The 26,754-nt window shown below is 71.2% G+C and carries 21 protein-coding genes and 2 riboswitches; of the genes, 8 read left to right on the top strand and 13 right to left on the bottom strand.

Annotated elements, in window-relative coordinates:
• Position 1: 1 nt before the first annotated feature.
• Positions 2-1,480, bottom strand: coding sequence for a helix-turn-helix transcriptional regulator (locus tag FPT20_RS10135; protein ID WP_158864922.1), 1,479 nt, complete (start codon positions 1,478-1,480; stop codon positions 2-4).
• A 124-nt stretch (positions 1,481-1,604) separates the two neighbouring features.
• Here FPT20_RS10135 and aceA point away from each other — a divergent pair, with 124 nt between their 5' ends.
• On the top strand, positions 1,605-2,930 hold the full coding sequence (aceA, locus tag FPT20_RS10130) for an isocitrate lyase (protein ID WP_158864920.1): 1,326 nt from the start codon (positions 1,605-1,607) through the stop codon (positions 2,928-2,930).
• A 22-nt stretch (positions 2,931-2,952) separates the two neighbouring features.
• Positions 2,953-4,602: a malate synthase A gene (gene aceB / locus FPT20_RS10125; RefSeq protein WP_158864918.1), complete on the top strand. Its 1,650-nt coding sequence runs from the start codon at positions 2,953-2,955 to the stop codon at positions 4,600-4,602.
• 12 nt (positions 4,603-4,614) lie between these two features.
• On the opposite strand, the gene FPT20_RS10120 is transcribed toward aceB, so the two are convergent.
• The 11 genes from FPT20_RS10120 to FPT20_RS10070 form a co-directional block, all read right to left on the bottom strand.
• Positions 4,615-4,974, bottom strand: a complete 360-nt coding sequence (locus FPT20_RS10120) for a DUF488 domain-containing protein (protein WP_158864916.1) — start codon at positions 4,972-4,974, stop codon at positions 4,615-4,617.
• Positions 4,975-4,990: 16 nt separating this feature from the next.
• Positions 4,991-5,941 carry a PfkB family carbohydrate kinase gene (locus tag FPT20_RS10115; protein WP_158864914.1) on the bottom strand — a complete coding sequence of 317 codons (951 nt, stop codon included), beginning with the start codon at positions 5,939-5,941 and terminating at the stop codon, positions 4,991-4,993.
• On the bottom strand, positions 5,934-6,926 hold the full coding sequence (locus FPT20_RS10110) for an ADP-ribosylglycohydrolase family protein (RefSeq protein WP_158864912.1): 993 nt from the start codon (positions 6,924-6,926) through the stop codon (positions 5,934-5,936). The genes FPT20_RS10115 and FPT20_RS10110 overlap by 8 nt, the downstream gene beginning before the upstream one ends.
• Positions 6,923-7,492, bottom strand: a complete 570-nt coding sequence (locus tag FPT20_RS10105) for a carboxymuconolactone decarboxylase family protein (protein ID WP_158864910.1) — start codon at positions 7,490-7,492, stop codon at positions 6,923-6,925. Before FPT20_RS10105 ends, FPT20_RS10110 begins: the two co-directional genes overlap by 4 nt.
• 179 nt (positions 7,493-7,671) lie before the next feature.
• Entirely contained in the window at positions 7,672-9,186 is a 1,515-nt protein-coding gene (locus FPT20_RS10100; protein WP_158864908.1) for an MDR family MFS transporter, read from the bottom strand.
• Between the two features lie 131 nt (positions 9,187-9,317).
• Complete coding sequence (locus FPT20_RS10095) at positions 9,318-10,253, bottom strand: hypothetical protein (RefSeq protein ID WP_325064784.1); 936 nt, start codon at positions 10,251-10,253, stop codon at positions 9,318-9,320.
• A gap of 135 nt (positions 10,254-10,388) precedes the next feature.
• Positions 10,389-11,546 (bottom strand): cysteine desulfurase family protein, encoded by a 1,158-nt coding sequence (locus FPT20_RS10090; protein ID WP_158864906.1) that lies wholly within the window; start codon positions 11,544-11,546, stop codon positions 10,389-10,391.
• Positions 11,543-12,403: a carboxylating nicotinate-nucleotide diphosphorylase gene (gene nadC, locus FPT20_RS10085; RefSeq protein WP_158864904.1), complete on the bottom strand. Its 861-nt coding sequence runs from the start codon at positions 12,401-12,403 to the stop codon at positions 11,543-11,545. The genes FPT20_RS10090 and nadC overlap by 4 nt, the downstream gene beginning before the upstream one ends.
• Positions 12,397-13,974: an L-aspartate oxidase gene (gene nadB, locus FPT20_RS10080; protein ID WP_158864902.1), complete on the bottom strand. Its 1,578-nt coding sequence runs from the start codon at positions 13,972-13,974 to the stop codon at positions 12,397-12,399. The genes nadC and nadB overlap by 7 nt, the downstream gene beginning before the upstream one ends.
• Before the next feature lies 1 nt (position 13,975).
• Positions 13,976-15,271, bottom strand: coding sequence for a quinolinate synthase NadA (gene nadA, locus FPT20_RS10075; RefSeq protein ID WP_158864900.1), 1,296 nt, complete (start codon positions 15,269-15,271; stop codon positions 13,976-13,978).
• Positions 15,268-15,996 (bottom strand): NUDIX hydrolase, encoded by a 729-nt coding sequence (locus FPT20_RS10070; protein WP_233265467.1) that lies wholly within the window; start codon positions 15,994-15,996, stop codon positions 15,268-15,270. The genes nadA and FPT20_RS10070 overlap by 4 nt, the downstream gene beginning before the upstream one ends.
• 143 nt (positions 15,997-16,139) lie before the next feature.
• A riboswitch (glycine riboswitch) is annotated at positions 16,140-16,236 on the top strand.
• Between the two features lies 1 nt (position 16,237).
• A riboswitch (glycine riboswitch) is annotated at positions 16,238-16,341 on the top strand.
• 64 nt (positions 16,342-16,405) lie between these two features.
• Between FPT20_RS10070 and gcvT the strand changes: the two genes are divergently transcribed.
• From gcvT to gcvP, 3 genes are read left to right on the top strand one after another with little or no spacing between them, the layout of a single operon-like run.
• A complete protein-coding gene (gcvT, locus tag FPT20_RS10065; RefSeq protein ID WP_158864898.1) occupies positions 16,406-17,623 on the top strand; it encodes a glycine cleavage system aminomethyltransferase GcvT in 1,218 nt (405 codons plus the stop codon).
• A 2-nt stretch (positions 17,624-17,625) separates the two neighbouring features.
• Positions 17,626-18,000 (top strand): glycine cleavage system protein GcvH, encoded by a 375-nt coding sequence (gene gcvH / locus FPT20_RS10060; RefSeq protein ID WP_158864896.1) that lies wholly within the window; start codon positions 17,626-17,628, stop codon positions 17,998-18,000.
• Positions 18,001-18,014: 14 nt separating this feature from the next.
• Entirely contained in the window at positions 18,015-20,921 is a 2,907-nt protein-coding gene (gene gcvP, locus FPT20_RS10055; RefSeq protein WP_158864894.1) for an aminomethyl-transferring glycine dehydrogenase, read from the top strand.
• 218 nt (positions 20,922-21,139) lie between these two features.
• Here the strand turns inward: gcvP and FPT20_RS10050 are convergent, their stop codons facing one another.
• Positions 21,140-21,934, bottom strand: coding sequence for a CPBP family intramembrane glutamic endopeptidase (locus tag FPT20_RS10050; protein ID WP_158864892.1), 795 nt, complete (start codon positions 21,932-21,934; stop codon positions 21,140-21,142).
• A gap of 281 nt (positions 21,935-22,215) precedes the next feature.
• Between FPT20_RS10050 and FPT20_RS10045 the strand changes: the two genes are divergently transcribed.
• From FPT20_RS10045 to FPT20_RS10035, 3 genes are all read left to right on the top strand, one after another.
• Positions 22,216-24,012 (top strand): ABC transporter family substrate-binding protein, encoded by a 1,797-nt coding sequence (locus FPT20_RS10045; RefSeq protein WP_158864890.1) that lies wholly within the window; start codon positions 22,216-22,218, stop codon positions 24,010-24,012.
• 187 nt (positions 24,013-24,199) lie between these two features.
• Positions 24,200-25,732, top strand: a complete 1,533-nt coding sequence (locus FPT20_RS10040; protein ID WP_158864888.1) for an ABC transporter permease — start codon at positions 24,200-24,202, stop codon at positions 25,730-25,732.
• Positions 25,732-26,745 (top strand): ABC transporter permease, encoded by a 1,014-nt coding sequence (locus tag FPT20_RS10035; RefSeq protein ID WP_158864886.1) that lies wholly within the window; start codon positions 25,732-25,734, stop codon positions 26,743-26,745. The genes FPT20_RS10040 and FPT20_RS10035 overlap by 1 nt, the downstream gene beginning before the upstream one ends.
• The last annotated feature ends 9 nt before the right edge of the window (positions 26,746-26,754 follow it).

Genomic DNA, 26,754 nt, shown 5'->3' with positions numbered 1-26,754 from the left:
GTCAGGCCGTGGGGGCGTGGCGCTCGAGGAAGTCGTAGACCTCGGTCGCGTCCACCCCGGGGAACGTCCCGGTCGGGAGGGCTGCGAGCAGCGACGTGGGCGTCCGCGCCGCGGGCCACGACATCCCCTCCCAGCGCTCGGCGAGGGCCGACGGCGCGCGGCGGCAGCACGACTCGTCCGGGCAGTGCGAGACGGCACGGTTCGCCGTCTCCCTCCCTCGGAACCACTTCACGTGCGCGAACGGGACCCCCACACTCACCGAGTAGTCGCCCTCCTTCGCCTTCTCGATCCGCGACGTGCACCAGAAGGTCCCGCTCGGCGTGTCCGTGTACTGGTAGTACGGGCTGAACCGGTCGGCGACGTCGAAGACCGTCCGCGCCGTCCAGCTGCGGCAGACCGGCGTGCCCTCGATCGCGCCGAGCGCGTCCGACGGGAAGGCGACCGAGTCGTTCTCGTACGCCTTGATGATGGTCCCCGACTCGTGCACCTTCATGAAATGCACCGGGATACCGAGCCGCGCCGTGGCGAGGTTGGTGAACCGGTGGCAGGCCGTCTCGTACGACACCGCGAACGCGTCGCGGAGGTCCTCCATCGAGATGCGCCGGAAGTTCTTGGCCTCGGTGAGGAAGGCGACCGCGTCCTTCTCCGGCAGGAGGAGCGCCGCGGTCAGATAGTTCGTCTCGACCCGCTGCCGCAGAAAGTCGGCGTAATTTCTGGGCTCGTCGTGACCGAGCAGATGCGACGCGAAAGCCTGGAGGATCGGCGAGCGCGAGTCCCGGGAGGCGCTGTGCTCGGTCGGCAGGTAGATGCGGCCGTTGCGCTTGTCGGTGACCGACCGGGTCGAGTGCGGCAGGTCGCCCACGTAGTGCAGCGAGTAGCCGAGGTGGTCGGCCATGTCGGTCACGGTCTGGTGCGAGACCGGACCGCCGGTGTGCCCGACGACCGCGAGCAGTCCGGCGGCGATCGACTCGAGCTCCGAGAAGTGGTTGTCCCGGGCGCGCATCGTCGCGCGCAGCTCGGCGTTCGCGCGCCGCGCCTCCTCAGGGGTCGCCGCGCGCTCCCGGTGGAGGCGCTCCACCTCCTGGTGCAGCGCCAGCACGGCCTGCAGCGCCGAGTCGGGGAGCGCTTTCGAGACCCGCATCGGGTCGATGCCGAGGGAGGCGAAGACCGGTCCCCGCTGAGCCCGCTCCACAGCGATCTCGAGTGCCGATCGCTCGTCCGGCGGTTCGGGTGCGAGGAGGTCGTCGACGGTCACGTCGAGTGCCGCCGCGATGGCTCGCAGCTGCGCCAGCCGCGGCTCGCGGTTGCCGTTCTCGATCGCGGAGAGCTGGGAGGGGGCCCGGTCGATCGCGGCGGCCAGCGCCTCCAGGGTCATACCGCGCCGCACCCGGAAGGCGCGCACGCGGCGGCCGAGCGTCAGGGCGTCGGCGCCGGTGTCCTCGTCGGCGAGTCCGGCAACGGTGTCGGTCATGCAGGCCATCGTGACACCCGGCCGAAGTTCTGGCAAACAGAAGAACCCGGGAATTTCTGTCGACGGATCCGCTCCGAGGCGGTTGCGGCCCGGGCACGATCGTCTCAACCGATCCGACCGATGGAGGTCCACCATGAACCGCTCCGACGCCGCAGCGCACCCCGGACGCCCCGGCGACACCGTCCAGACCGCCGCCGAGCTGGCCCTCGAGTGGGACGCCGATCCCCGCTGGTCCGGCGTCCGCCGCGACTACACCGCGGAGGACGTCGTCGCTCTCCGCGGGCCGGTCCGGGAGGAGCAGACGCTCGCCCGCCGCGGCGCCGAGAAGCTCTGGGAGCTCATCCAGCGCGAGGGCTCCGGTCCCGACGCGAAGTGGGTCGCGGCGCTCGGAGCGCTCACCGGCAACCAGGCCGTCCAGCAGGTCCGCGCGGGCCTCGAGGCGATCTACCTCTCCGGCTGGCAGGTCGCCGCAGACGCGAACCTCTCCGGCCAGACCTACCCCGACCAGAGCCTGTATCCGGCCAACTCCGTCCCGGCCGTAGTCCGCCGCATCAACAACGCGCTGCTGCGCGCCGGCCAGGTGGAGGGCACCGACGGCGCGATCTCGGACTGGATGGCGCCGATCGTCGCCGACGCCGAGGCGGGTTTCGGCGGTCCGCTGAACGCCTACGAGCTGATGCACGGGATGATCCAGGCCGGCGCCGCGGGCGTGCACTGGGAGGATCAGCTCGCCAGCGAGAAGAAGTGCGGTCACATGGGCGGCAAGGTGCTCATCCCGACCGGTCAGCACATCCGCACGCTCAACGCCGCCCGCCTGGCCGCCGACGTCGCCGACGTGCCGACCATCGTCATCGCCCGCACCGACGCGCTGGCCGCCACCCTGCTGACGAGCGACCATGACGAGCGCGACCGCCCCTTCCTCACCGGGGAGCGGACGGCCGAGGGCTTCTACGAGGTGCGGAACGGCATCGAGCCGGTCATCGCCCGCGGGCTCGCCTACGCGCCGTACGCCGACCTCCTCTGGGTCGAGTCGGCCGAGCCGGACCTGGAGCTCGCACGCCGCTTCGCCGAGGCCGTGCACGCCGAATTCCCCGGAAAGAAACTCGCCTACAACTGCTCGCCGTCGTTCAACTGGAAGAAGCATCTCGACGACGCCACCATCGCCCGGTTCCAGCGCGAGCTGGCGGCCATGGGATACGCCTTCCAGTTCATCACGCTGGCGGGCTTCCACGCCCTCAACTACTCCATGTTCACGCTCGCCCAGGACTACGCGCAGCGCCAGATGAGCGCCTACGTCGACCTGCAGGAGGCGGAATTCGCCTCGGAGAGCGCCGGCTACACCGCCACCCGCCACCAGCGGGAGGTCGGCACGGGCTATTTCGACCGCATCGCGACCGCGCTCAACCCCGACAGCGCCACGCTCGCCCTGGTCGGTTCCACCGAAGAGCACCAGTTCTGATCCGTCCGAAGGAGAGACGACCATGATCGAGATCACCGGTCCCCGCACGCCGGGCATCGACACCGTCCTGACGCCGGAGGCGATCGCCTTCGTCGACCACCTGCACCAGGCCTTCGCGGCCCGGCGCCAGGAGTTGCTGGCCGAGCGCCAGCGCCGCCGCACCGAGGCCGCCAACGGCCGCGACCCGCGCTTCCTCAGCGCGACGGCCGCGATCCGCGAGGACGACGACTGGCGCGTCGCCGGCGCCGGCCCCGGGCTCGAGGACCGCCGCGTGGAGATCACCGGCCCGACCGACCCCAAGATGGCGATCAACGCCCTCAACTCGGGCGCGCGGGTGTGGCTCGCCGACCTGGAGGACGCCACCAGCCCCACCTGGGAGAACATCGTCGGCGGCCAGAGCACCCTGTTCGACGCCGTCCGCGGTCGGCTCGGCTACACGAGCCCCGAGGGCAAGGAGTACCGGGTCACCACGCCGCAGGAGCACACCCCCACGATCGTCATGCGGCCCCGCGGGTGGCACCTCGTGGAGAAGCACCTCACCTTCACCGACCGGGCGGGGCGCACCTCCCCGGCCAGCGCCTCCCTCACCGACTTCGGGCTGTACTTCTGGCACAACGCCCAGGCGCTCGTCGACAGCGGCCGCGGCCCGTACTTCTACCTGCCGAAGCTCGAGTCGCACCGGGAGGCGCGGCTCTGGAACGACATCTTCGTCTTCGCGCAGCAGCGGATCGGGATGCCCGTGGGCACCGTCCGCGCGACCGTGCTGATCGAGACCATCCCGGCGGCGTTCGAGATGGACGAGATCCTCTACGAGCTGCGCGACCACTGCGCCGGCCTCAACGCGGGCCGCTGGGACTACATCTTCTCGATCATCAAGACGTTCCAGGGCCGCGGGCGGCGGTTCGCCTTCGGCGACCGGGACCGCATCACCATGACCGTCCCCTTCATGCGCGCCTACACGGAGCTGCTCGTCGCCACGTGCCATCGGCGCGGAGCACACGCGATCGGAGGGATGAGCGCCTTCATCCCGAACCGGCGCGACCCGGAGGCGACGGCACGGGCGCTCGCGAAGGTCGCCGAGGACAAGAGCCGGGAGGCGGGCGACGGCTTCGACGGCACCTGGGTCGCGCACCCCGACCTGATCCCCACCGCGCTCGCCGAGTTCGACGCCGTGCTCGGCGACCGGCCGAACCAGGTGGACCGTCAGCGCCCGGACGTGCGCGTCACCGCCGACGATCTGCTCCTCGTGACCGCCGAGGGCGGCACCGTGACGGATGCGGGTGTCCGCTCGACGGTGTCGGTCGCGCTGCGCTACATCGAGGCGTGGCTGCGGGGCACCGGAGCGGTCGCCATCGACGGGCTGATGGAGGACGCCGCGACCGCCGAGATCTCGCGGTCGCTCCTCCGCCAGTGGATCGACAACCGGGTCGTGACGGAGGAGGGCACGGCGGTCGACCGGCAGCTCGTCGCGCGGACCCTCGACGACGAGCTCGCCCGGCTGACGGCAGCGGGAGGCGACGACCACCGGTTCGCCGACGCGGCCGAGCTGCTGCGCGAGGTGTCGCTCGGCGACGAGTTCCCCACCTTCCTCACCGTGCCGGCGTACGCCCGCTTCCTGGTGGACCCGGCTCCGGCCCCGGCCGAGGAAGGCGCCCTGGCGCTGGCCGGCTGACGCGGGGCGTTCTCACGGAAGGTGCTCGAGGAAGTCCTCGAGCACCTTCCCGTGGTTGAGCTCGGGATCGCGCGCCCCAACGAGGAGCGTCACACGCTGGTGGTCGGCCGCGAGGGCCTGCAGCGTCGCGACCGCCGGGTTTCCGGCGAGTTCGGCCTCGTAGCGGCGCCGGAACTCGTCGAACGACTCGCCCTCCGTGCTGTGGTGGAACCATTGGCGCAGCTCGGTGGAGGGAGCCACCTCCTTCAGCCAGAGGTCGACGTGGGCTCGCTCCTTGGCCATCCCGCGTGGCCACAGCCGGTCGACGAGCACCCGGTAGCCGTCGTCGGGGGACGGATCGTCGTAGACGCGCTTCACCGCGAACACCGTCATCGCTCGTCCGCCCTCGTCATCGCCCGCCTCCGGGGACCGCTCCCTGTTCCAGAACCTCGTCCGTCTCGTGCGCCATCGGCGCTGTCGCGGGACCGCGCTTCAGCACCGAGAGCGCGGCGGCGGCATTGGCTCGCCGCGCCGCCTCCACCGGCTCGGTCCCGCGCGCGAGCGCCGAGGTGAGCACACCGCCGTGGGTGTCCCCGGCGCCGGTCGTGTCGACCGGGGTCGTACTGAACGCGGGCACGTGAACGGGCGCGGGCCCACCGGTGGCCACCCAGCAACCCGCGGCTCCGTCGCGCACGATCGCGACCCCTCCCTCGCGCAGCATCGAGCGCAGCGCGCCGGCGGTGGGTCCCGGGTGCGCGTGCTGCCGCAGGATGCGCGCCTCCCGCGCGTTCGCGCTCAGCACGTCCGTCCGGGCGAGCACCGCCTCGAGCAGCTCCTCGTCGAGCGAGCCGACCAGGGGCGACGGATCGAAGACGACCGTCGTCGAACCGGGCAGCCCCTCCACCCATCCGGCGACCGCCGGACCGGAGCCGGCGTGGGCGAGGCTGTAGCCGGAGACGTACACGATGTCCTCCGGCTGCACCTCGATGCCGGCGAGGTCCTCCGAGCTGAGCATGCCCTCCGCCCCCGGCACCGTCACGAACGTCCGCTCCGCGGCGGCATCGAGGAGGACGACGCAGTAGCCGTTGTCGACGCCCTCGAGGGGCGGGTGGGCGACCGTGATCCCTTCGTTCCACAGCGACTCGGCCACGACCTCGCCGAAGGGCCCCGTGCCGGAGCGGCCGGCGAACACGACCTCGAGCCCGTCGCGGGCGGCCGCGACCATCACATTGAACCCGCCTCCCGGACTGAGGCCTCCGGGCGTCGCCATGACGTCGCTGCCGGGCTCGGGCACCCGGTCGACCTGCAGCAGCAGGTCGACCACGACCGTGCCCGTGTAGATCATCCGCGGTTCAGCCATGCTTCCTCCTGAGTTCGAGCAGGGCGTCGGCGACGGGTTCGAGCCGCAGGTCGTTCACCCGGGACACCGTCGCCGTCGCATCCGCCGGCCAGTCCGCGCCGGTCGCTCCGAGCACGGCGCCGGCGATCGACGCCATCGTGTCGGTGTCGCCCCCGAGCGCGGCCGCGCGGCAGAGCGCCTCCCAGGGGTCGTCGCAGATCCCGGCGAGGGCGAGCGCCGCCACGACGGACTCCTGCGCGGCGACCGAGGTGCCGACGAGTCCCGCGAGTGCGTCGTCCTGCTGCGCAGGGTCGCGGCCGAGCAGATGGCGCACAGCCCACTCGAGCCGGTCTGCGATGTCGCCCCCGGCCACCCAGTGGCCGCGGGTCGCGCCCTCGCGCGCGGCGGCCGCGGCGACGTCGAGCGCTTCCAGCGTGGATGCTCCGTCGACGCCGGCGCTCACGGCAGCGCCCACGGCGGCCGCGGCAGCGATTCCCAGCCCGGTGTTGTGGGTGAGGGCGCTCGCCGAGACGACATCGTCGACGAAGAGGGTGAGCGGCGCGACCGGGGTGGCGATCCCGACCGGCGCGATCCGCATCGCGGCTCCGTTCGTCGCGCCGAACCGCCCGGCCTCCTCGGGTGGCTCATCCTCCTCCAGTCGCTGGAGCGCGGCCCGCGTGCTCGGGCCGAGGAGGTCGAGGGAGCCGCGCTCGATCATGCGCGCCTCCCAGTCGATCAGCGCCGCAGCGAACCCGTGCGGATCGAGGCGACCTCCCCCCTCGATGAGGAGGCGCGCGAGGAGCAGGGCCTGCTCGGTGTCGTCGGTGATCGCCCCCGCGGGCATCCCCGCGGCGATCCGCTGGTGCGGGCCGGGCGCCACGAAGCCCGTGATCGCGCCGTGATCCGCCTCGATGCGCTCGCGCGACAGCGACTGGGTCGGCATGCCGAGGGCGTCCCCGATCGCCAGGCCCTCGAGCGCGGCGACCGCTCGTCCGCGGGAGGTCACAGCGGCGCCAGGAGCGCTCCGCGGAGGTCGTCGCCGATCCCGGGAGGCACCTCCACGGCGACGCCGAGCGCCTGGATCGCCCGCGAGAAGTAGTTGCGCGCGGCCGCCGCGAGCGTGATGTCGACGATCTCGCGGTCGGTGAACCCGAGCTCGTGCAGCCGTGACGCGTCGTCCTCCGTCATGGAGGCGGAGTCCTCGCTGATCCGCTCGGCGTACTCCATCATCGCCACCTCGGCCTCGGTGAGGCCGGCGTCGTGGTAGTCCCGCGCGATCCGTTCGAGCTCGGGCTCGTCCATGAGCTTCAGGGTCTTGCGCCCGTGCGCCAGGCGGCAGTGCTGAGAGCGGGTCCCCTGCGCCGCCGCGAGCGTCACGAGCTCATAGCGGCGGAGACCGAGCTGGGCGACGATCGCCCGCACCAGCTGCTCCCAGGCGCGGTAGGCCTCGGGGTTCACGCTCATCACGCGCGTGTATTCGGCGACGTAGCCGAGGTCGCGCTCATCGGCGGCGTAGATCTCGGCGACGTCTCCGGTGACCTCGCCGGGCTCCGGGGTGTGGATGATGGACATGGCGGCCCTCCTCGCATCGTCGCGCTCCCATCGTCGCACCGCACCGGCCCGGTGACCACCGCATCCCGCGCCCATCGGCGCGTCTGCGCCGTTGTGGGACGTCTGCGCGTGCGCGCGCAACCGCAGACGTCCCGCGGGAGCGCAGTCACACTGTGGCCGCGGCGCAGCGGGAGGCGGGCTCAGTGCGCGAACGCGACCTCGCTGGGGGCGTCCTCGGGCTTGCGCATGAAGAACGACCCCGCGACGGCGAACAGCGAGATCACGGCCGCGGCGAACAACGCTGCGCGCACCCCGCCCGCCGTGGCCGCATCGAGGGAGGCGCCTCCCGCCGTCAGCGACGCGGTCTGCAGCGACAGGATGGCGACGAGCAGGGCCGTGCCGGCCGCGCCTCCCACCTGCTGGATCGTGCCGAGGATCGCGCTGCCGTGCGAATAGAGGTGGGGAGGCACGGCGCCGAGCCCCGCGGTGAACAGCGGCGTGAACATGAGGGCCAGACCGAGGCTCATCGTGACGTGGGCGATCAGCACGAGGAAGACCGGGGTCGTCTCGCTGACCATCGTGAGCGCCCACAGGACCAGGCTGACGAGGATCGACCCGGGCACGACGAGCGGGCGCGGCCCGAACCGGTCGTAGAGCCGGCCGACGAACGGCGCCACGAGTCCCATGAGCAGACCGCCCGGGAGGAGGAGCAGCCCGGTCGCGAGGACGTCGAGGTGGAGCACGTGCTGCAGGTAGAGCGGCAGCACGATGATCACTCCGAAGAGGGCCGCCGTACTGATGGCCATGAGAGCGATCGAGAGCGTGAAGATCGGGCTGCGGAACGTGCGCAGGTCGAGCAGCGCCCGGTCATGCCGCTGGAGCGCGAGCTGTCGGAGGATGAAGGCCGCCAGGGCGAGGACGCCGACCGCGAGCGATCCCCAGAGGAGGAGGGGCGACCCCCCGGCCCCTCCGGACGCGCCGCTGAGGCTGAGCCCGTAGACGAGCCCGCCGAATCCGAAGGCGGAGAGGATGACGGACAGCACGTCGATGCGGCTCTTGCGGGTCTCGGTGACGTTCTCGACGAACTTCACGCCGATGAGCAGCATGACGAGCGCGATGGGCAGCACGATGAGGAAGATCCACCGCCAGGGCAGCGAGTTGAGGATGATGCCCGAGATCGTCGGGCCCACGGCGGGGGCGACGGAGATGACGATCGACACGTTGCCCATGGTGCGGCCGCGGAGGGCCGGCGGGACGAGCGTCATCAGGGTGGTCATGAGGAGCGGCAGCATGATCGCCGTGCCCGAGGCCTGGATGACGCGGGCCACCACGAGCAGGCCGAAGCCCGGGGAGACGGCCGCGGTCAGCGTTCCGAGCGAGAACAGGGACATGGCGGCGATGAACACCTGGCGCGTGGTGTACCGCTGCAGCAGGAAGCCCGTGATCGGGATGACGACGGCCATCGTGAGCATGAAGGCGGTGGACAGCCACTGCGCGGCGAGGGCGTCGACGTGGAGGTCGTCCATCAGCTTCGGGATGGCGACCGACATGATCGTCTCGTTGAGGATGACGACGAACGTCGCCGCGAGGAGCAGCCAGATGACGCGCTGGTCGCGCGGGGCGATCCGCGGAGCGGCCGCCCGTTCCGCCGCAGCGGAGCCCCCTGCGGACGCGAGGGAGGGGGACTGGAGCGCAGATGAGGTGTTCTCAGTCACCGGACAACTCTATCGGCGACCGCCGACAGCGGAGGTGTCCCGCCGGTGAACGGACGAGCCGTTCACTGTCGGCGTAACGCCTCCGCTGCCGGATCGCCGGGCTGCGCGGGCTGCGCGGGCCGCGCGGGCCGCTAGCGGGCGAGCGGCTCGCGCCCGAGGCCGACGCGGTCGACCAGCCGGTGGTAGCGCATCCCCGCCAGGCCACCGAGGATAGCGCCGACCAGGCTGACGGCCGCGACGATCACCGCTGTGATGATGCCGGTGAGCGTCACGGACCCCTCGTTGAGCGGGATCCGCGGGAAGCTGTTGAGGTTCCCGAGGATGTTGAACTGGCTGCCGAAGATCAGCGTGAGGATGGCCACGATGACCGCGATGATGATGGCCCAGAGCCAGACCGCCACGCCCTGCCGGACGCCGCTGAACCGCGCCATGCGGCCCGCGACGTAGCCGCCGCAGAAGTACGAGACGAAGAGCACGACGATCAGGGCGATCGCCCCGACGATGCCGACCGTCGCGGCGTTGCTGCTGGCCTGGTTGACCGCCTTGTCGGTGTTGCCCCCCGCCGTCCCGAGGCCGACCGCCGCACCGAGGGCGGCGATCAGGGCGGTGAGGAGCACGGCCATGCCGGTGGCGGTGAGCCAGCCGAAGAAGGCGACCCCGAAGCGCATGCCGCCGAACTCGCTGCGCTCCCGCGCCACGACCTCGTCGGCGGCGACGACCCCGTCCGCAGCGACGACGCCCTCGCGGGTCACGCCGTCGCGCTCCACCACGCCGTCGCGGGCCACCACGCCCTCGCGGGCGACGGGCTCGGCGCGCGTCACCGGCTCGGCGCGCGTCACGGGCTCGGCGCGCGTCACGGGCTCGGCGCGCGTCACGGGCTCGGCGCGCGTCACGGGCTCGGCGCGCGTCACGGGCTCGGCCCGCGTCACGGGCTCCTCGCGCGTCACTGGCGCAGCCTCCACCGGCCGTCCGTCCGCTGTCGTGCCGTCGACGTGACGTCCGGTCGTCTCGTCGTAGCCGTTCGCGTCGACGACGCGCGGCTCGTTGTGGGGGGTTCGGTCGGTCATGGGATGCCTCTTCCCGGTTGGGCCCGTCGGCGACGGGCTCGATGTGCCCGGCACGGTAGGCCCTCGCCGACCCTCGGTCCAGAGGTTGATTCGACTCCTGACCGGGCGTATTGCGCTCTCGGAGACGCGCCGCGCCTACGCGCCGAGCGACGCGACCGCGCGCACCGCCTCGGCGACGAGCGGAGCGACGGCCAGGAGGCGCTCCTCCTCGACGTCCGCCCCCCACGAGAAGCGCACCGCCGTCCGGGCGACGTCCTCCTCGTATCCCGCCGCAAGGAGCACGTGGGAGGCGTCCTCGCTGCCGGCGGCGCACGCCGAGCCGCTGGAGGAGATGACGCCGCGTCGCTCCAGCTCGAGGAGGATCGCTTCCCCGTTGACCCCGGGGAAGACGAACGACGCCGTGCCCGGCAGTCGCGCAGCCGCGTGGCCGGTGAGCCGGGCCTCCGGCACGGATCCGAGCACCGCGGCGATGAAGGCGTCTCGCGCGTGCGCTGCCGAGCGGGCAGCCTCCTCCCGGCCGGCAGCGGCGAGTCGGACAGCGGTCGCGAGACCGACGGCTGCGGCGACGTTCTCGGTCCCCGAGCGTCGCCCGCGCTCCTGGCCGCCCCCGTGCAGCACGGGCTCGAGCGGGATGCGGCCGCGCACGTACAGGGCACCGACGCCCTTCGGCGCTCCGAGTTTGTGGCCGGCGATGCTCAGCGCGTCGACGCCCAGGTCCTTGACGTCGAGCGGCAGCCAGCCCGCCGCCTGCACCGCGTCCGTGAAGAGCGGCACTGAGTGCTCGTGGGCGAGCTCGGCGAGCTCGGCGACCGGTTCGATCGTCCCGATCTCATTGTTGGCGAGCATGACCGCGGCGAGGGTGGTGCCGGGCCGAAGCGCGGCGGCGAAATCGTCCGGCGCGACCAGGCCGTCCCTCCCGACGGGGACGAAGGTCGCCTCGAAGCCGTGCACGCGCACCAGGTAGTCCACCGAGGCGAGCACCGCCTCGTGCTCGATCGGCGTGGTGACGATATGCCGTCCGCGGGGCGTCGCGAGCGCGATGCCCTTGACGGCCAGATTGTCCGCCTCCGTCCCCCCGGAGGTGAAGGTGACCTCCGAGGCGCGGCACCCGAGGAAGCGGGCCACCTCGGCCCGCGCCGCCGACAGGGCCTTCGCCGCCGCCTCCCCGACGCCGTGATGACTGGAAGCGTTGCCGAACGTCCCGGTCAGGTACGGCCACATCGCCTCCAGGACCTCGCGGCGCACCGGTGAGGTCGCCGCGGCGTCCAGGTAGAGGAGGGGCGCGCCGCTCATCGGCCCGGCAGCACCACGTCGAGTCCGAGATCGAGCGAGCGCACGCTGTGGGTGAGCGCGCCGGCCGAGATCACGTCGACGCCGGTCTCGGCGATGGCGCGCACGGTGCCGAGGCTGACGTTGCCGCTCGCCTCGACGATCGCGCGCCCGGCGACGAGCCGCACCCCCTGGCGCAGGTCGTCGAGCCCGAAGTTGTCGAGCATGATCGTGTCGACCCCGGCAGCGAGGACGGGCTCGATCTGCTCGATGCGGTCGACCTCGACCTCGAGGTGCGTCGTGTGCGACAGCTGCCGGCGCACCTCCCGGAGCGCCTCGGTCACCGAGAGCCCGGAGCTCGCCGTGAGGACGGCGAGGTGGTTGTCCTTCGCCATGACCGCGTCCGACAGGGAGAAACGGTGGTTGTGGCCGCCGCCGCAGAGCACCGCGTGCCGCTCGAATGCGCGGAGGCCGGGCGTGGTCTTGCGGGTGTCGACGATCCGTGCCGACGTGTGGGCGATCTCGGCGACGAAGGCGGCGGTCAGCGTGGCGATGCCGCTCATCCGCTGGACGAAGTTGAGGGCGACCCGCTCGCCCTGCAGGACGGACCGGGCGCGCCCGGTCACGGTCGCAAGAGTCGCGCCGGCCTCGAACCGGTCGCCGTCGGCGACTTCCAGGGTCACCGCGATGTCCGGGTCGGTGAGCGTCATCGCGGCGGCGAACACCTCGCCGCCCGCGAACGTGCCGGGCTCCCGGGCGACGAGCGCGGCGGTCGCCGCGGCGTCGGCGGGGATCAGCAGCGAACTCGTGAGGTCGCCCCAGGGAGCGTCCTCGACGAGCGCGGCACGGACGGTGTCGTGGATGGTCTGGCGGGTCAGCACGGGAGGGTCACCTCGGTCGGTTCGCGGGAGGTCAGGGGAGCGGGCACGGTGGAGGCGCGCGTCGGCACCAGGACGGTGTGGACGGGGACCCCGTCGCCGGTCATCGGGGCGTCGGAGCGGAAGTGCGCGCCCCGCGACTCGTCGCGCGAGAGGGCGGCCGCGACCACGAGGCGCGCGGTGCTGAGCAGGTTGGCGTCCTCGGTGCCGCCCGCCGCCGAGAGTCCGGCCAGTTCCGCAGCGGCCTGCTGGAGCCCGTCGCGGTGCCGGTGGACGCCCGCAGCATCCCACATCAGTCGCTGGAGCGCCGCGCGGTCCACGGGCGTCGGCCGGGTGCCCGCGACCGCTGGCGCCCCGTCGAGCGGCACCCGCACCTGGCGTCCCTCCCGAACCCAGGCCGGAGGCTCGGGCCACCCGCCTCCGATCGCGTCGACGGCCCGCCGCGCGAAGACGAGACCCTCGAGCAGCGAGTTCGAGGCCAGGCGGTTCGCGCCGTGCGCGCCCGTGCACGCCGTCTCGCCGACGGCGAAGAGGCCCGGGAGGGTCGTGCGGCCGCTCGTGTCGGTGGCCACCCCTCCCATCGCGTAGTGCGCCGCCGGGGTCACCGGGATCGGCTGCCGCGACCAGTCGAAGCCGGCCGCGCGGGTCGCCGCGTCGATGGTGGGGAACCGGCGGGAGAGGAACTCCGCGCCGAGGGCCGTCGCGTCGAGCACGACCGGGCGGCCGCCCTGTGCCGCCATCTCGACGGCGATGCCGCGCGCGACCACGTCGCGCGGCGCGAGCTCGGCGTCGGGGTGGAGGTCGGTCATGAACCGGTGGCCGTCGGCGGCGCGGAGCACGGCGCCCTCGCCGCGGACCGCCTCCGAGATGAGGAAGGAGCCGGGCACGGCGAGCGCGGTCGGATGGAACTGCGTGAACTCGGCGTCCGCCACCACGGCGCCCGCGCGCCAAGCCGCAGCCACGCCGTCGGCGGTGGCCACGGCCGGGTTGGTCGTGTGCCGGTAGAGGCGCCCCCAGCCTCCCGTCGCGAGGATCACCGCGTCGGCGTCGAGCGTCACCGTGCCGCCGTCGGCGAACCGGAGGGAGACCCCGGCTGCCGCGCCGTCGCGCACGACGACATCGACCAGGAAGGCGTGGTCCAGCACGGTCACATCCGCGTCCCGGACGGCCGAGAGCAACGCGCGCTCGAGCTCGGCGCCGGTGGCGTCACCGCCCGCATGGAGGATGCGGGATGCCGAGTGGGCCGCCTCGAGCCCGCGCGCCAGGTGTCCGCCGTCGGTATCGAAGCGCGCGCCGAGCTCGATTAACTCGCGCACGGCGACCGGTCCGTCGGTGCACAGCACCCGGACGGCCTCGGCCACGTTCAGTCCGGCGCCCGCACGCAGGGTGTCCGCTATGTGGGCCTCGACGGAGTCGTCCTCGAAGACCGCAGCGGCGATCCCTCCCTGCGCATAGCGCGTGCTGCCCTCGGCCGGGTCGGTCTTGGTCACCAGGGTCACCTCGTGCCGGGCCGACGCACGCAGCGCGGCGGTCGTGCCGGCTACTCCACTGCCGACGACGACGACGCGGGCCATGTCAGGCCGCCATCGTCGTGTCCGGCCGGGCCGCGAGCATGCGCTCGAGCGCGATCCGGGCGGGGGCGGCGACCTCGTCGGCCACCGCGACCTGGTTGACGACCTCGCCGCGCACCAGCGACTCGAGCACCCACGCGAGGTAGCCCGGGTGGATCCGGTACATGGTCGAGCACGGGCACACGACCGAGTCGAGGCAGAAGATCGTGTGCTGCGGGAACTGCGCCGCGAGGCGCTGGACGAGGTTGATCTCGGTCCCGATCGCGAAGGTCGAGCCCGCGGGCGCCGCCTGGATGGCCTTGACGATGTAGTCGGTCGAGCCGTACTCGTCGGCCGCGTCCACGACCTCCATCGGGCACTCGGGGTGCACGATCACCCGCACCCCGGGGAACTCGGCCCGCGCGTGCTCGATCTGACCGACCGTGAAGCGCTTGTGCACCGAGCAGAAGCCGTGCCAGAGGATGACGCGGGCGTCCTGGAGGGTCGCCTCGTCGCTCCCGCCGAGCGGCTTGCGCGGGTTCCACAGCGGCATCCGCTCGAGCGGGACCCCCATCGCCTTCGCCGTGTTGCGGCCGAGGTGCTGGTCGGGGAAGAACAGCACCCGCTGCCCGCGCTCGAAGGCCCACTCGAGCACGGTGGCGGCATTGGAGGAGGTGCACACGATCCCGCCGTGCTCACCGCAGAAGGCCTTGAGCGCCGCCGACGAGTTCATGTAGGTGACCGGGATGACGGGCACCCGCCCGTCGGCGTCCGGCTCGGTGCCGTACAGCTCCTCGAGCTGCTCCCAGCACTCCTCGACCGAGTCGAGGTCGGCCATGTCGGCCATCGAGCAGCCGGCGGCGAGGTTCGGGAGGATCACGCGCTGCTCGGGACGCGAGACGATGTCGGCCGTCTCGGCCATGAAGTGGACGCCGCAGAACACGATGGTCTCCGCCTCGGGCCGGGCCTTCGCCGCGTTGGCGAGCTGGAACGAGTCGCCGACGAAGTCGGCGTACTGGACGACCTCGTCGCGCTGGTAGAAGTGGCCCATCACGGCGACCCGGTCGCCGAGGGCCGCCTTCGCGGCGCGGATGCGCTCGGCGAGCTCGTCGGCGCTCGCCGTGCGGTACTCGTCGGGCAGAGCCGGCTGGGTGGGCGCGTCCGCGGGGATCGGGTCGGCCATGGATGCGCCGGGTCCGTACGAGGGAGGCGCGGCGTCGAACCGCCAGGGCGCGTCGGCGAGCTCGGGCGTGCAGGTCTCGCCGTCGAGCGTTCCGGCCGCGATCAGCCGGATGGTGGTGTCGACCGAGGCGATGGTCATGATTCGCTTCTTCCTTCGAACGGGTGCTGCTGGCGGGGGAGCGGCCCCGCGTCTGCGAGGTCGATCGAGTCGTTGTAGCGGTACAGCCGCGGTGGTCGGTGCGGCGTGCCCGTGAGGTACTCGCCGGTGGCGACGACGGCCCCCGACGCCTCGATGGTCCGCCGGAAGTTGGCCGGGTCGAGCGCCCGGCCGAGGACGGCCTCGTGCACCTCGCGGAGCTGCGACAGGGTGAAGCGCTCGCCGAGGAAGGCGTGCGCGATGCGGGAGTACTCCATCTTCGTCCGCAGCCGCCAGAGCGCGTACTCGACGATGACGTTGTGGTCGAAGGCGAGCCGGGGGACGTCGTCGGCGGGGAACCAGCGGACGTTCTCGCCCACGCTCGCGCGCTCGGCCTCCTCGCTGCGGACGAGCGCCCAGTAGACGACGGACACCACGCGCTCGGCGCCCGGCGATCGGTCCGCGTCTCCGAAGGCGTAGAGCTGCTCGAGGTAGCTCGGGGCGAGGCCGGTGGTGTCGCCGAGCGTGCGTGCGGCGGCGAAGGCGAGGTCTTCGCCGACCCGCAGGGGACCCCCGGGGAGGGCCCAGCACCCCTCGAAGGGATCGCGGATCCGGCGGACGAGCGGCAGCCAGACCTGCGGCACACCCGAGGTCGTCTCGTCGTTGCGCAGCGAGAAGATGACGGTCGACACGGCGAGCATCGCGCTCTCACGCTCGTGCCGTGCCATCAGGGCGTCCTCCCGGTCCGGGGTAAGAGTCAGGATGACTCTAACCTGCGGCCATCTTAGTGTCAGGATGACCAGAACACCAAACGCACACCCGGAGACGGAACCCGATATGCTGAGCCCATCCAACTGAATACCGGGCCATCGAGGTCGATGCGGGAGAGTCGCGAGGCGTGAGCCGAGCGGCACCGAAGGAGCAATCCTCCCCGACAATCTCTCAGGTACGCGTACCGCATCGGACTGGCCACTCTGAAAAGCAGGACGGCAGCCGTCGTCCTCGCCCACGGTGAAAGCCGCGTCGCGCCGAGCGCCCGCGGTGAAACTCTCAGGCCGGATGACAGAGGGGGAGTTCCTCCCGGAGCGGGCGACCGCTCCGACAGCCCCCGGCCGACGGCCGGCGATCGGAGAACTCATGACCTCGCAGCAGAGCCAGCCCCCGCAGAGCCCGGCACCGGGCGGCGGCCGCACCTCGCCGCTGCACGACGCGCACACGGCCGCGGGCGCCTCCTTCACCGACTTCGCGGGCTGGCAGATGCCGGTGCGCTACTCGTCCGATCTCGCCGAGCACCACGCCGTCCGCACCGCGGTCGGGCTGTTCGACCTGTCGCACATGGCTGAGATCGTCGTGCTCGGGCCGGAGGCCGGTGCGGCTCTCGACTACGCGCTGGCCGGCAAACTGTCCGCCCTCGCGATCGACCAGGCGAAGTACAGCCTGCTCCTGTCCCGCTCGGGCGGCATCGTGGACGACCTCGTGGTGTACCGCACCGGCGACGACCGCTACATGATCGTGGCGAACGCCTCCAACCGCGACGTCGTGGCCGCAGAGCTGCGCGACCGCACCGCCCCGTTCGACGCCGAGGTCTACGACGAGTCCGACGACATCGCGCTCATCGCCGTCCAGGGGCCCGCGAGCCTGTCCGTGCTGCTCGCGACCGACGGGTTCGCCGCCGACGGCGGGGCGCTCGACGGCGAGGACTTCGGCGAGCGACTCTCGGCGCTCAAGTACTACTGGTCGCTCCCGGCGCTGTTCCGCACCCACCCGGTGCTCATCGCCCGGACCGGCTACACCGGCGAGGACGGCTTCGAGCTCTACGTCGCCCCCGACAACGCCCGCGAGCTCTGGGATGCGCTGCTCGAGGCCGGCTCCGAGCAGGGCATCGTCCCGGCCGGTCTCGCCAGCCGCGACACGCTCCGCCTCGAGGCGGGCATGCCGCTCTACGGCAACGAGCTGGGCCGCGACACGCTGCCCGCCCAGGCCGGTCTAGCGCGGGTGGTGAACCTCGCGAAGGACACCGACTTCATCGGCCGCGCCGCCAGCGAGGAGGGACCGCACCCGGAGGCCCGCGTGCTGGTCGGGCTCATCGGCGACGGCCGCCGCGCCGCGCGCGCGGGCTACCCCGTCTTCGCGCACGACGAGGGGACGGGAGGCGAGGCCGAGGTCGGCGCCGTCACCTCCGGCGCCCTGTCGCCGACGCTCGGCAAGCCGATCGCCATGGCCTACGTCGAGCCGCGGTTCGCCCGCGAGGGCACCGAGCTCGGCGTGGACGTGCGCGGGACGCGCCTCCCGTTCACCGTCACCGCCCTCCCCTTCTACCGCAGAAAGCCCACCCCGCCCAGAAAGGACGGCTGATCATGGCCGCAGAGCAGGACCTCAAGTACACGCCCGAGCACGAGTGGATTCGTGTCGACGGCGACGTCGCGACCGTCGGCATCACCTCCTACGCCGCTGAGAAGCTGGGCGACGTGGTCTTCGTGGAGCTGCCCGAGGTGGGCAGCGACGTGACGGCCGGCCGCGTCGTCGGCGAGATCGAGTCGACGAAGTCGGTCGGCGAGCTGTTCGCGCCGCTCGACGGCACGGTCACCGAGGCGAACACCGCCGTCGTGGACTCGCCCGAGCTCGTCAACTCCGACCCCTTCGGCGAGGGCTGGCTGGTCAAGGTCGCCTTCACCGCCCTCCCCGACAACCTGCTCAGCTCCGACGAGTACGCCGCCCTGACCGGCGAGTGAGGCACCCGCACCGCATGACCGACCTGTTCCCCGCGCGTCACATCGGAACCGATGACGACGCGCAGCGCACCATGCTCTCCGCCCTCGGCTACGAGACCGTCGACGACCTCGTCTCCGCCGCCGTCCCGGCCTCCATCCGGGTCGACGCCGACCGTGCCTCCGTCCTCCCGGCACCCCTCGGCGAGCGGGCCGCGCTGCGCGAGCTCCGCGCGCTCGCCTCGCGCAACACCGTCAACCGCAGCCTGATCGGGCTCGGCTACTACGGCACCATCACGCCGGCGGTCATCAAGCGGAACGTGCTCGAGAACCCGGGCTGGTACACCGCCTACACGCCGTACCAGCCGGAGATCTCGCAGGGGCGCCTGGAGGCGCTCATCAACTTCCAGACGATGGTCGCGGATCTCGCGGGGCTCGACACGGCGAACGCCTCCATGCTCGACGAGGGCACCGCGGTGGTGGAGGGGATGCTCCTCGCGCGCCGCGCCTCCCGGGCCGCGTCGTCGAAGTTCGTGGTCGACGCCGACACGTTCCCCCAGACGATGGCCCTGCTGCGGAACCGCGCCGACGCCGTCGGCATCGAGCTCGTCGTGCTCGACCTCGCGGGCACCGCTGCCGACGCGCCCGAGCTGTCCGACGCGTTCGGGCTGTTCGTGCAGTACCCCGGCGCTTCGGGACGGGTCTGGAACCCGGAGGCGGCCATCGCCGCGGTGAAGGCAGCGGGAGGCGTCGTGGTCGTCGCCGCCGACCTCCTCGCCCTGACGCAGCTGCGCTCTCCGGGCGAGCTCGGCGCCGACGTCGCCGTGGGCACCAGCCAGCGCTTCGGCGTCCCGATGGGCTTCGGGGGCCCGCACGCCGGGTACATGGCGGTCCGCAAGGGACTCGAGCGGCAGCTGCCGGGACGTCTGGTCGGCGTCTCGCAGGACGCCGTCGGCAAGCCGGCCTACCGTCTGACGCTGCAGACCCGCGAGCAGCACATCCGCCGCGAGAAGGCGACGTCGAACATCTGCACCGCCCAGGTCCTGCTCGCCGTGATGGCCGCGATGTACGCGGTCTACCACGGTCCGGCCGGGCTTCGCGCGATCGGCCGCCGGGTGCACCTGGCCACGGCGGCCCTCGCGACGACGCTGCGCGACGCCGGCGTCGAGGTCGTCTCGCGCTCCTTCTTCGACACCCTCCAGGTGGAGGTGGACGACGCGGCGACGGTCGTCGCCCGCGCGCACGAGCACGGCCTCCTGCTGCACGCCACCGACGCCGGGCTCGTCTCGCTCAGCCTCGACGAGGAGTCGGCGGCCGACCTGGCCGACGGCGTGTTCCCGCTCGCCGCGCTCATCTCGGTGCTCGGCGGCACCGTCGAGGGGGAGGCCGTTCTCGAGGTCGGGACCGACGCCTCCTTCGACGCGACGCTGACCCGCGAGTCGGAGTACCTCACCCACCCGGTGTTCTCCGCCCACCACTCCGAGACGGCGATGATGCGGTACCTCCGTCGCCTCCAGGACAAGGACTACGCCCTCGACCGCGGCATGATCCCGCTCGGCTCCTGCACCATGAAGCTCAATGCGGCGACCGAGATGGAGGCGGTGACCTGGCCCGAGTTCGCGGCCCTCCACCCGTTCGCCCCTGCCGCCGACGTCGCCGGGTCGCTCGAGCTCATCGACCAGCTGGAGGCGTGGCTCGCTGACGTCACCGGTTACGACACCGTGTCGCTGCAGCCCAACGCGGGCAGCCAGGGCGAGCTGGCCGGCCTCCTCGCGATCCGCGGCTACCACCGGTCCCGCGGGGACGACCAGCGCACGGTCTGCCTCATCCCGCAGTCGGCGCACGGAACGAACGCCGCCTCGGCGGTGCTCGCCGGCATGCGGGTCGTCGTCGTGGCGACCGACGAGCTCGGCAACGTCGACCTCGACGACCTCCGCGCGAAGATCGCCGAGAACGCCGACACCCTCGCGGCCCTCATGATCACGTACCCGTCGACCCACGGCGTGTACGAGCACGACGTCGTCGACATCACCCGCGCGGTGCACGAGGCCGGCGGCCAGGTCTACGTCGACGGCGCGAACCTGAACGCCCTCCTCGGCTACGCCCGGTTCGGCGACTTCGGCGGCGACGTCAGCCACCTCAATCTGCACAAGACGTTCTGCATCCCGCACGGCGGCGGCGGACCCGGGGTCGGCCCGGTCGCCGCGAAGGCGCACCTCGCCCCGTTCCTCCCCGGGCACCCGCTCGCTCAGGACGCGACGCACCACCTGGCGGCCACGGCGGGAGGGGGTCGCGTCGAGCACGGCGGCGGACCGGTCTCGTCGGCGCCGTACGGCAGCCCGAGCATCCTCCCGATCAGCTGGGCCTATGTCCGCATGATGGGCGCGGACGGGCTGCGGCAGGCGACGGGCGCCGCGGTGCTGGCGGCCAACTACGTCGCGGCCCGGTTGCGCGACCACTTCCCGGTGCTCTACGCGGGCGACAACGGGCTCGTGGCGCACGAGTGCATCCTCGACGTGCGTCCGCTTACCGAGCGCACCGGCGTGACCGTCGACGACGTGGCGAAGCGCCTCATCGACTACGGCTTCCACGCGCCGACCATGTCGTTCCCCGTCGCCGGCACCCTGATGGTCGAGCCGACCGAGAGCGAGGACCTCGCCGAGCTCGACCGGTTCGTGGCCGCCATGATCGCGATCAAGGCCGAGGCCGACTCGGTGGCAGCGGGGGACTGGCCGAGCGACGACAATCCGCTCCGGAACGCGCCGCACACGGCCGAGGCGGCCGTCGCCTCCGACTGGTCGCACCCGTACTCGCGCGAGCGCGCGGTCTACCCGGTGCCCGGGCTCGTGCGCAACAAGTACTGGCCGCCGGTCCGCCGGATCGACCAGGCCTGGGGTGACCGCAACCTGTTCTGCGCCTGCCCGCCCCCCGAGGCCTTCGCCTGACCCGCCTCGCCTGACCCGCCTCCCTCGACCCCGCCCACTATCGAGTTCCCCCAGAGTGCGCCCGGAACCGCCCGAAGCCCGAACTCTCGGGGGACTCGGTGGAGGGACTCCCGTCGCCTCCCGCCCATTGTCGAGTCCCCCGAGAGTTCGGCCGGAACGGCCCGGCGCGTGAACTCTCGGGGGACTCGATGCAGGGGGGCAGCGCGGGGAGGAGCGCGTCAGGCGAAGACGCCGGGGAACAGGTGGACGGCGAGCGGGTAGCCGACGAACGAGACGATATCGATGATCGTGTGCGCGATCACGAGCGGCATGACCCGCCCCCACCGCGTGTAGGCCCAGCCGAAGACGACCCCCATCACGGCGTTCCCGATGAAGGGACCGAACCCCTGGTAGAGGTGGTAGCTCCCGCGCAGCACCGCCGCCGACAGGATGATCGTCCACGTCCCCCAGCCCAGCTGGCGCAGCCGGGTGAAGAGCCAGCCGACGACGATCACCTCCTCCTGGAGGCCGGCGCGCAGGGCGGCGAAGATCAGCACCGGCACGGTCCACCAGTGGGCGTCCAGCGGGGAGGCCTGGACGGTCACGGTGATCCCGATCAGACGGGTCAGCGCGTAGAACAGGATGCCCGGGATCCCGATCACGAGGAAGAGAAGCAGACCGCGCCCGAGGTCGCGCCCCGGCCTCGTCAGGTCGAGCCCGATGCGCCGGAAGCCGCTCAGGGCCGGCTGCCAGAGGAGGAAGATCACGAGCGCGACGGCGAAGAGGTCGAAGCCGTTGCCGAGCACCTGGTAGATGAAGTCGAACACCTCCCGGCTCGACTGGGAGGGGTTCACCTGGGCGGTCTGATTGTGGAGGGGCGTGGGCCGTGTCGAGAGGTCGACGATGTTCACGATCGAGTAGATCGCGGACTGCCCGAGCGAGAGCCCGAGGACGATCGCGATCTCCCACCACAGGCGGGGGCGGGAGTCCCGGGCGACCGGGGTCCCGGCGGTCCAAGCCGGCGCGCTGCTCATAAGTGCATCCTGCCAGGAGGCGGGTCCTCCCCGGCTCCTCGGGTGTAACTTGCGGTTCACCCCGGAGGCCACCGGAACCGCACGAATTCTTGCGTCACACTGTCGGATCCGGCCGTCCCGACCGGCTCGACGCAAGATTCCGCCGACTGAGTTACCACTGTGTAACGTTTTCGTGCCTCATTTTGCAATCACCCCCAGCGATACCTAGGGTCATTCTTATCCAGCGCGGCCCAGGCGCCCTTGCACGGCTGTGTCGACGCACACTTCGCACAGGAGGAACATTGCACATCAACGGAAGAAGGGTCAGGTACGCGGTCAGCGCGGTCGCCGTCGCCGGCGTCGCCGCCCTCGCCCTGTCCGCCTGCACCACGTCCGGGAGCACCGGCGGCTCGACCTCGGCCAAAGGCGGCACGGTCACCGTCGCCGTGGTGAACGACCTGACGTCGCTCAACTCGCAGACCCCGCAGGGCAACCTGGACACCAACGGACAGGTCGGCTACCTCGACGGATCGTACGGAACCGGGTTCCAGTACATCGACAACAACTACAAGATCGTCCACGACGACAAGTTCGGAACCTTCGAGAAGACCTCGGACAACCCGCTGACCGTCAAGTACACGCTGAACAAGGACGACAAGTGGTCCGACGGCCAGCCGATCACCGCGGATGACATGGTCCTCGCCTGGGCGATCGCCTCCGGTCACTACGACTCGGCCAAGTTCGACGCCGACGGCAACGTCACGAGCGGCACGCAGTACTTCGCGATCGCGGGCTCGACCGCGGGTGTCGACTCGACCGACTTCCCGACGATCAGCAACGACAACCGCACGATCACCCTCAAGTACGCCAAGCCGTACGTGGACTGGGAGCTCGTCAACCCGATCGCGCAGCCCGCGCACATCGTGGCGAAGAAGGCGGGCCTCTCGTCGGCCGCCGACCTCACCAAGCTGCTGAAGAGCCTGCCGAAGGGCGACCCGGCCAACCCGCAGCAGCCGGACCCCACCCTGAAGAAGGCCGCTGACTTCGTCAACACGGGCTACGACATCACGGCGTTCCCGACCGACAAGGACCTGCTGGTCTCCTCCGGCGCGTTCGTGCCGGCCGCGTGGACCCCGGGCCAGTCGATCACGATGGAGCGGAACAAGTACTACGCCGGCGGTCTCCAGCCGAACGTGGACAAGGTCATCTTCCGCATCATCCCGGACGCCAACGCCCAGGTCACCGCTCTGCAGAACGGTGAGGTCGACATCATCAACCCGCAGGCCTCGGCCGACACGCTCAACGCTCTGAAGCAGACGAGCGCGAAGGTGCTGACCGGCGACCAGGCGTCGTACGACCACCTCGACCTGAACTTCGGCTCCCCGACGTTCCAGGACCCGAAGGTCCGTGAGGCGTTCCTCAAGACGATCCCGCGTCAGCAGATCCTCGATTCGATCGTCACCCCGGTGAACCCGAAGGCCAAGGTCCTCGACTCCCAGATCTGGCTGCCGAACCAGCAGCCCGAGTACGGCAACACGATCAAGGCCAACGGCTCCGACAAGTACGGCAAGGTCGACATCGAGGGCGCCAAGGCTCTGCTCGCCGGCGCGACCCCGACCGTCCGCATCCTCTACAACACGAAGAACCCGAACCGCGTCGACGAGTTCCAGGCCATCCAGGCCTCGGCCACCAAGGCCGGCTTCAAGATCGTCGACGCCGGCTCGCCCGACTGGAGCAAGCTCCTCCCGGGTGGCGACTACGACGCGTCGCTCTTCGGCTGGATCAGCCCCGGTGCCGGCACCTCGCAGATCCCGCAGCTGTTCACCACGAACGGCGGCGGCAACTACAACCGCTTCTCGGCGGCGAACGACGACGCGGTGAAGACGCAGACCACGCTGGACAAGAACGAACTGACCAAGCTGGAGATGAACATCGACAAGACCGCCTTCTCCGAGGGCTACGGTCTGCCGCTGTTCCAGGCTCCCGGTGTCTTCGGTGTCAACGCCCGCGTCGACGGCGTGAAGTACAACGGCAACCAGAACGGCCCGTTCTGGAACTTCTGGCAGTGGACGGTCAAGTCCTCCTCCACCTCCAAGTAACACCACCGACAGCGAGAGTGCCCGGGGGATCCCCGGGCACTCTCCTGCGGCGGGGCGCCGGCCACCGGTCGGCGCCCCGTATCATGTAGTGGCGGTCGAGACCCGATCGTTCCCCTCGTAAAGACGCGCCCGGCGACCCCCCGCCGCAACCCGATGGGCGCGTGTAGTCAGTGAAGGTTTTGAACCTATGGCGAGTTTCATCCTGAGACGCCTCCTCGTCTCAGTGCTCATCATCATCGCCGCGTCGTTCCTGATGTACATGCTGGTGGCCTACAGCGCCGACCCGCTTCAGGACCTGCGGTCCAGCAACTCCCCGAACAAGCAGCAGCTCATCAACGCTCGCGTTCAACTGCTGCAGCTCGACGTCGCGCCGCCGCTGCGGTGGTTGCTCTGGCTCGGCGGTGCGGCCAAGTGCCTCATCCCGTTCGCGAACGCGTGCGACCTGGGCTCCACGATCTCGAACGCGAAGGTCGTCGACATCCTGCCGCAGGCGCTCGGCTCGACCGTGCAGCTCGTCACGCTCGCGCTGATCCTCGCGGTCCTCCTGGGCATCACGATCGGCATCGTCACGGCCCTCCGGCAGTACAGCGGACTCGACAACGTCGTCACGTTCCTCAGCTTCTTCCTGTACTCGCTGCCGGCGTTCCTCGTGGCCGTGCTCCTCAAGGAGTTCGTCGCGATCGGCTTCAACAACTTCCTCGCGAGCCCGACGATCCCGTGGTGGGTGGCCGTGCTGATCGGGTTGGTGGCCGGCTTGATCTGGCAGTCGCTGATCGGCGGCGACCTCCGGCGGCGCGGGATCACCTTCGGGGTGTCGTTCCTCGCCACCGCGGGCGTCCTCCTGCTGATGTCGGCGACGAACTGGTTCCTCCACCCGGGACTCGGCCCGATCGTGATGATCATCCTGATCGCGGCCGTCGTGATCGGCACCGTCGCGCTGATCTCCGGGCTGCAGAACCGCCGCGCCCTCATCAGCGGCGCCATCACCGGTGCGGTCTCGCTGGTCTGCTACTTCGTCCTGCAGCCGCTGTTCAACATCTCGACGGTGGCGACGATCGTGATCCTCGCGGTGATCGCCATCGTGGTGAGCCTTGCGATCGGCTGGTTCGTCGGCGGCTACGACCGCGGGCAGAACATGCGGGTCGCGGTCATCGTGACGATCGTCTCCGGCTTCCTGATCGTCGTCGACCGCCTCATGCAGGCGTGGCCGACGTACTTCCAGGACACGAACGGACGCCCGATCGCCACGGTCGGCTCATCGACGCCGGGTCTCGAGGGCGACATGTGGGTCACCGGGCTCGACACGTTCACGCACCTGCTGCTGCCGACGATCGCGCTCCTCCTGATCTCGTTCGCCTCGTACACCCGCTACTCGCGCGCCGGCATGCTCGAGGTCCTCAACCAGGACTTCATCCGCACCGCCCGCGCGAAGGGCCTCCCCGAGCGCACGGTCGTCGTGCGCCACGCCTTCCGCAACATGCTGATCCCGATCACGACGCTCGTCGCGTTCGACGTCGGCGCCCTCCTCGGAGGCGCGATCATCACCGAGCAGGTGTTCGCGATCCCGGGCATGGGCAACCTGTTCAACCTGGGCCTCAGCCGTGGCGACCTCAACCCGGTGATGGCCTACTTCCTGGTGATCGCGGCCATGGCCATCCTGTTCAACTTCCTGGCAGACCTCGCGTACGCCGCACTCGACCCGAGAGTGAGGGTCCGATAATGTCCCAGACCGACACCATCATCGCCGACGAGCTCCAGGCGCCGACCGCTCCGCCGGTCAGCCAGGGCAAGCTCATCTGGAAGCGATTCCTGTCGAACAAGGTCGCCGTCACCAGCGCGATCCTCTTCCTCCTCATCGTGCTGTTCTCGATCTCGGCGATCGGCATCGGCCCGATCCACGGCTGGTGGAAGTACGACTACAAGGAGCTGAACGACCAGGTCTCGCAGGGCGCGCCCACGTGGGAGCACCCGTTCGGCCAGGACCGCATCGGCAAGGACTACTTCGCGCTCACCATGCGCGGCATCCAGAACTCGGTGCTCGTCATGGTCGTCCTCGGGCTCATCGCGAGCGTCGTGGGCGTCGTCGTCGGTGCCGTCGCGGGGTACTTCCGCGGCGTGATCGACGCGATTCTCATGCGCATCACCGACGTCTTCATCGTCATCCCGGCCCTGGTCATCGGCTCGGTCGTCGGGCACATGTACGGCGGCCTCGGCGCGTTCTTCCTCGCGCTCATGCTCGGCTTCTTCTCGTGGATGGGCATCGCGCGACTCGTGCGCGGCGAGTTCCTGTCCCTCCGCGAGCGGGAGTTCGTGGAGGCGGCGCGCGTCGCCGGCGCGTCGGACATGCGCATCATCTTCAAGCACATCCTCCCGAACGCGATCGGCGTGGTGATCGTCGCCTCCACCCTGATCATGGCCTCGGCGATCCTGCTCGAGACGGCGTTGTCCTTCCTCGGCTACGGCATCCGTCCGCCGGACGTGTCGCTGGGCCTGCTCATCAGCTCGAACGAGTCCGCGTTCCAGACGCGGCCGTGGCTGTTCTGGTGGCCGGGCTCCTTCATCGTCATCCTGGCGCTGCTCGTCAACTTCGTCGGCGACGGCCTGCGCGACGCGTTCGACCCGCGCCACCGCCGGTTCAACCTCCGCCGCATGCGCGAGCAGGAGCCGGAGGAGGGCGAAGGCGACGACGGGACGCCCCGGACGGGCGCCGCCCTCGCGGAGGACGTGCTGTGACGACCCCGT

The organism is Leifsonia sp. AG29, from assembly GCF_009765225.1.
Lineage (GTDB): Bacteria > Actinomycetota > Actinomycetes > Actinomycetales > Microbacteriaceae > Leifsonia.
This window is presented reverse-complemented; position numbering and strand designations above follow the sequence as displayed.

Bases quoted from the DNA above. Each gene is read 5' to 3' on its own strand.
- gcvT (WP_158864898.1), top strand. From the start codon at position 16,406: ATGACCTCGCAGCAGAGCCAGCCCCCGCAGAGCCCGGCACCGGGCGGC.
- FPT20_RS10115 (WP_158864914.1), bottom strand. From the start codon at position 5,941: ATGGCTGAACCGCGGATGATCTACACGGGCACGGTCGTGGTCGACCTG.
- gcvH (WP_158864896.1), top strand. From the start codon at position 17,626: ATGGCCGCAGAGCAGGACCTCAAGTACACGCCCGAGCACGAGTGGATT.
- FPT20_RS10120 (WP_158864916.1), bottom strand. From the start codon at position 4,974: ATGACGGTGTTCGCGGTGAAGCGCGTCTACGACGATCCGTCCCCCGAC.
- FPT20_RS10095 (WP_325064784.1), bottom strand. From the start codon at position 10,253: ATGACCGACCGAACCCCCCACAACGAGCCGCGCGTCGTCGACGCGAAC.
- FPT20_RS10070 (WP_233265467.1), bottom strand. From the start codon at position 15,996: ATGGCACGGCACGAGCGTGAGAGCGCGATGCTCGCCGTGTCGACCGTC.
- FPT20_RS10135 (WP_158864922.1), bottom strand. From the start codon at position 1,480: ATGGCCTGCATGACCGACACCGTTGCCGGACTCGCCGACGAGGACACC.
- FPT20_RS10050 (WP_158864892.1), bottom strand. From the start codon at position 21,934: ATGAGCAGCGCGCCGGCTTGGACCGCCGGGACCCCGGTCGCCCGGGAC.
- aceA (WP_158864920.1), top strand. From the start codon at position 1,605: ATGAACCGCTCCGACGCCGCAGCGCACCCCGGACGCCCCGGCGACACC.
- FPT20_RS10105 (WP_158864910.1), bottom strand. From the start codon at position 7,492: ATGTCCATCATCCACACCCCGGAGCCCGGCGAGGTCACCGGAGACGTC.
- FPT20_RS10040 (WP_158864888.1), top strand. From the start codon at position 24,200: ATGGCGAGTTTCATCCTGAGACGCCTCCTCGTCTCAGTGCTCATCATC.
- FPT20_RS10090 (WP_158864906.1), bottom strand. From the start codon at position 11,546: ATGAGCGGCGCGCCCCTCCTCTACCTGGACGCCGCGGCGACCTCACCG.
- FPT20_RS10035 (WP_158864886.1), top strand. From the start codon at position 25,732: ATGTCCCAGACCGACACCATCATCGCCGACGAGCTCCAGGCGCCGACC.
- nadA (WP_158864900.1), bottom strand. From the start codon at position 15,271: ATGACCATCGCCTCGGTCGACACCACCATCCGGCTGATCGCGGCCGGA.
- aceB (WP_158864918.1), top strand. From the start codon at position 2,953: ATGATCGAGATCACCGGTCCCCGCACGCCGGGCATCGACACCGTCCTG.
- gcvP (WP_158864894.1), top strand. From the start codon at position 18,015: ATGACCGACCTGTTCCCCGCGCGTCACATCGGAACCGATGACGACGCG.
- nadB (WP_158864902.1), bottom strand. From the start codon at position 13,974: ATGGCCCGCGTCGTCGTCGTCGGCAGTGGAGTAGCCGGCACGACCGCC.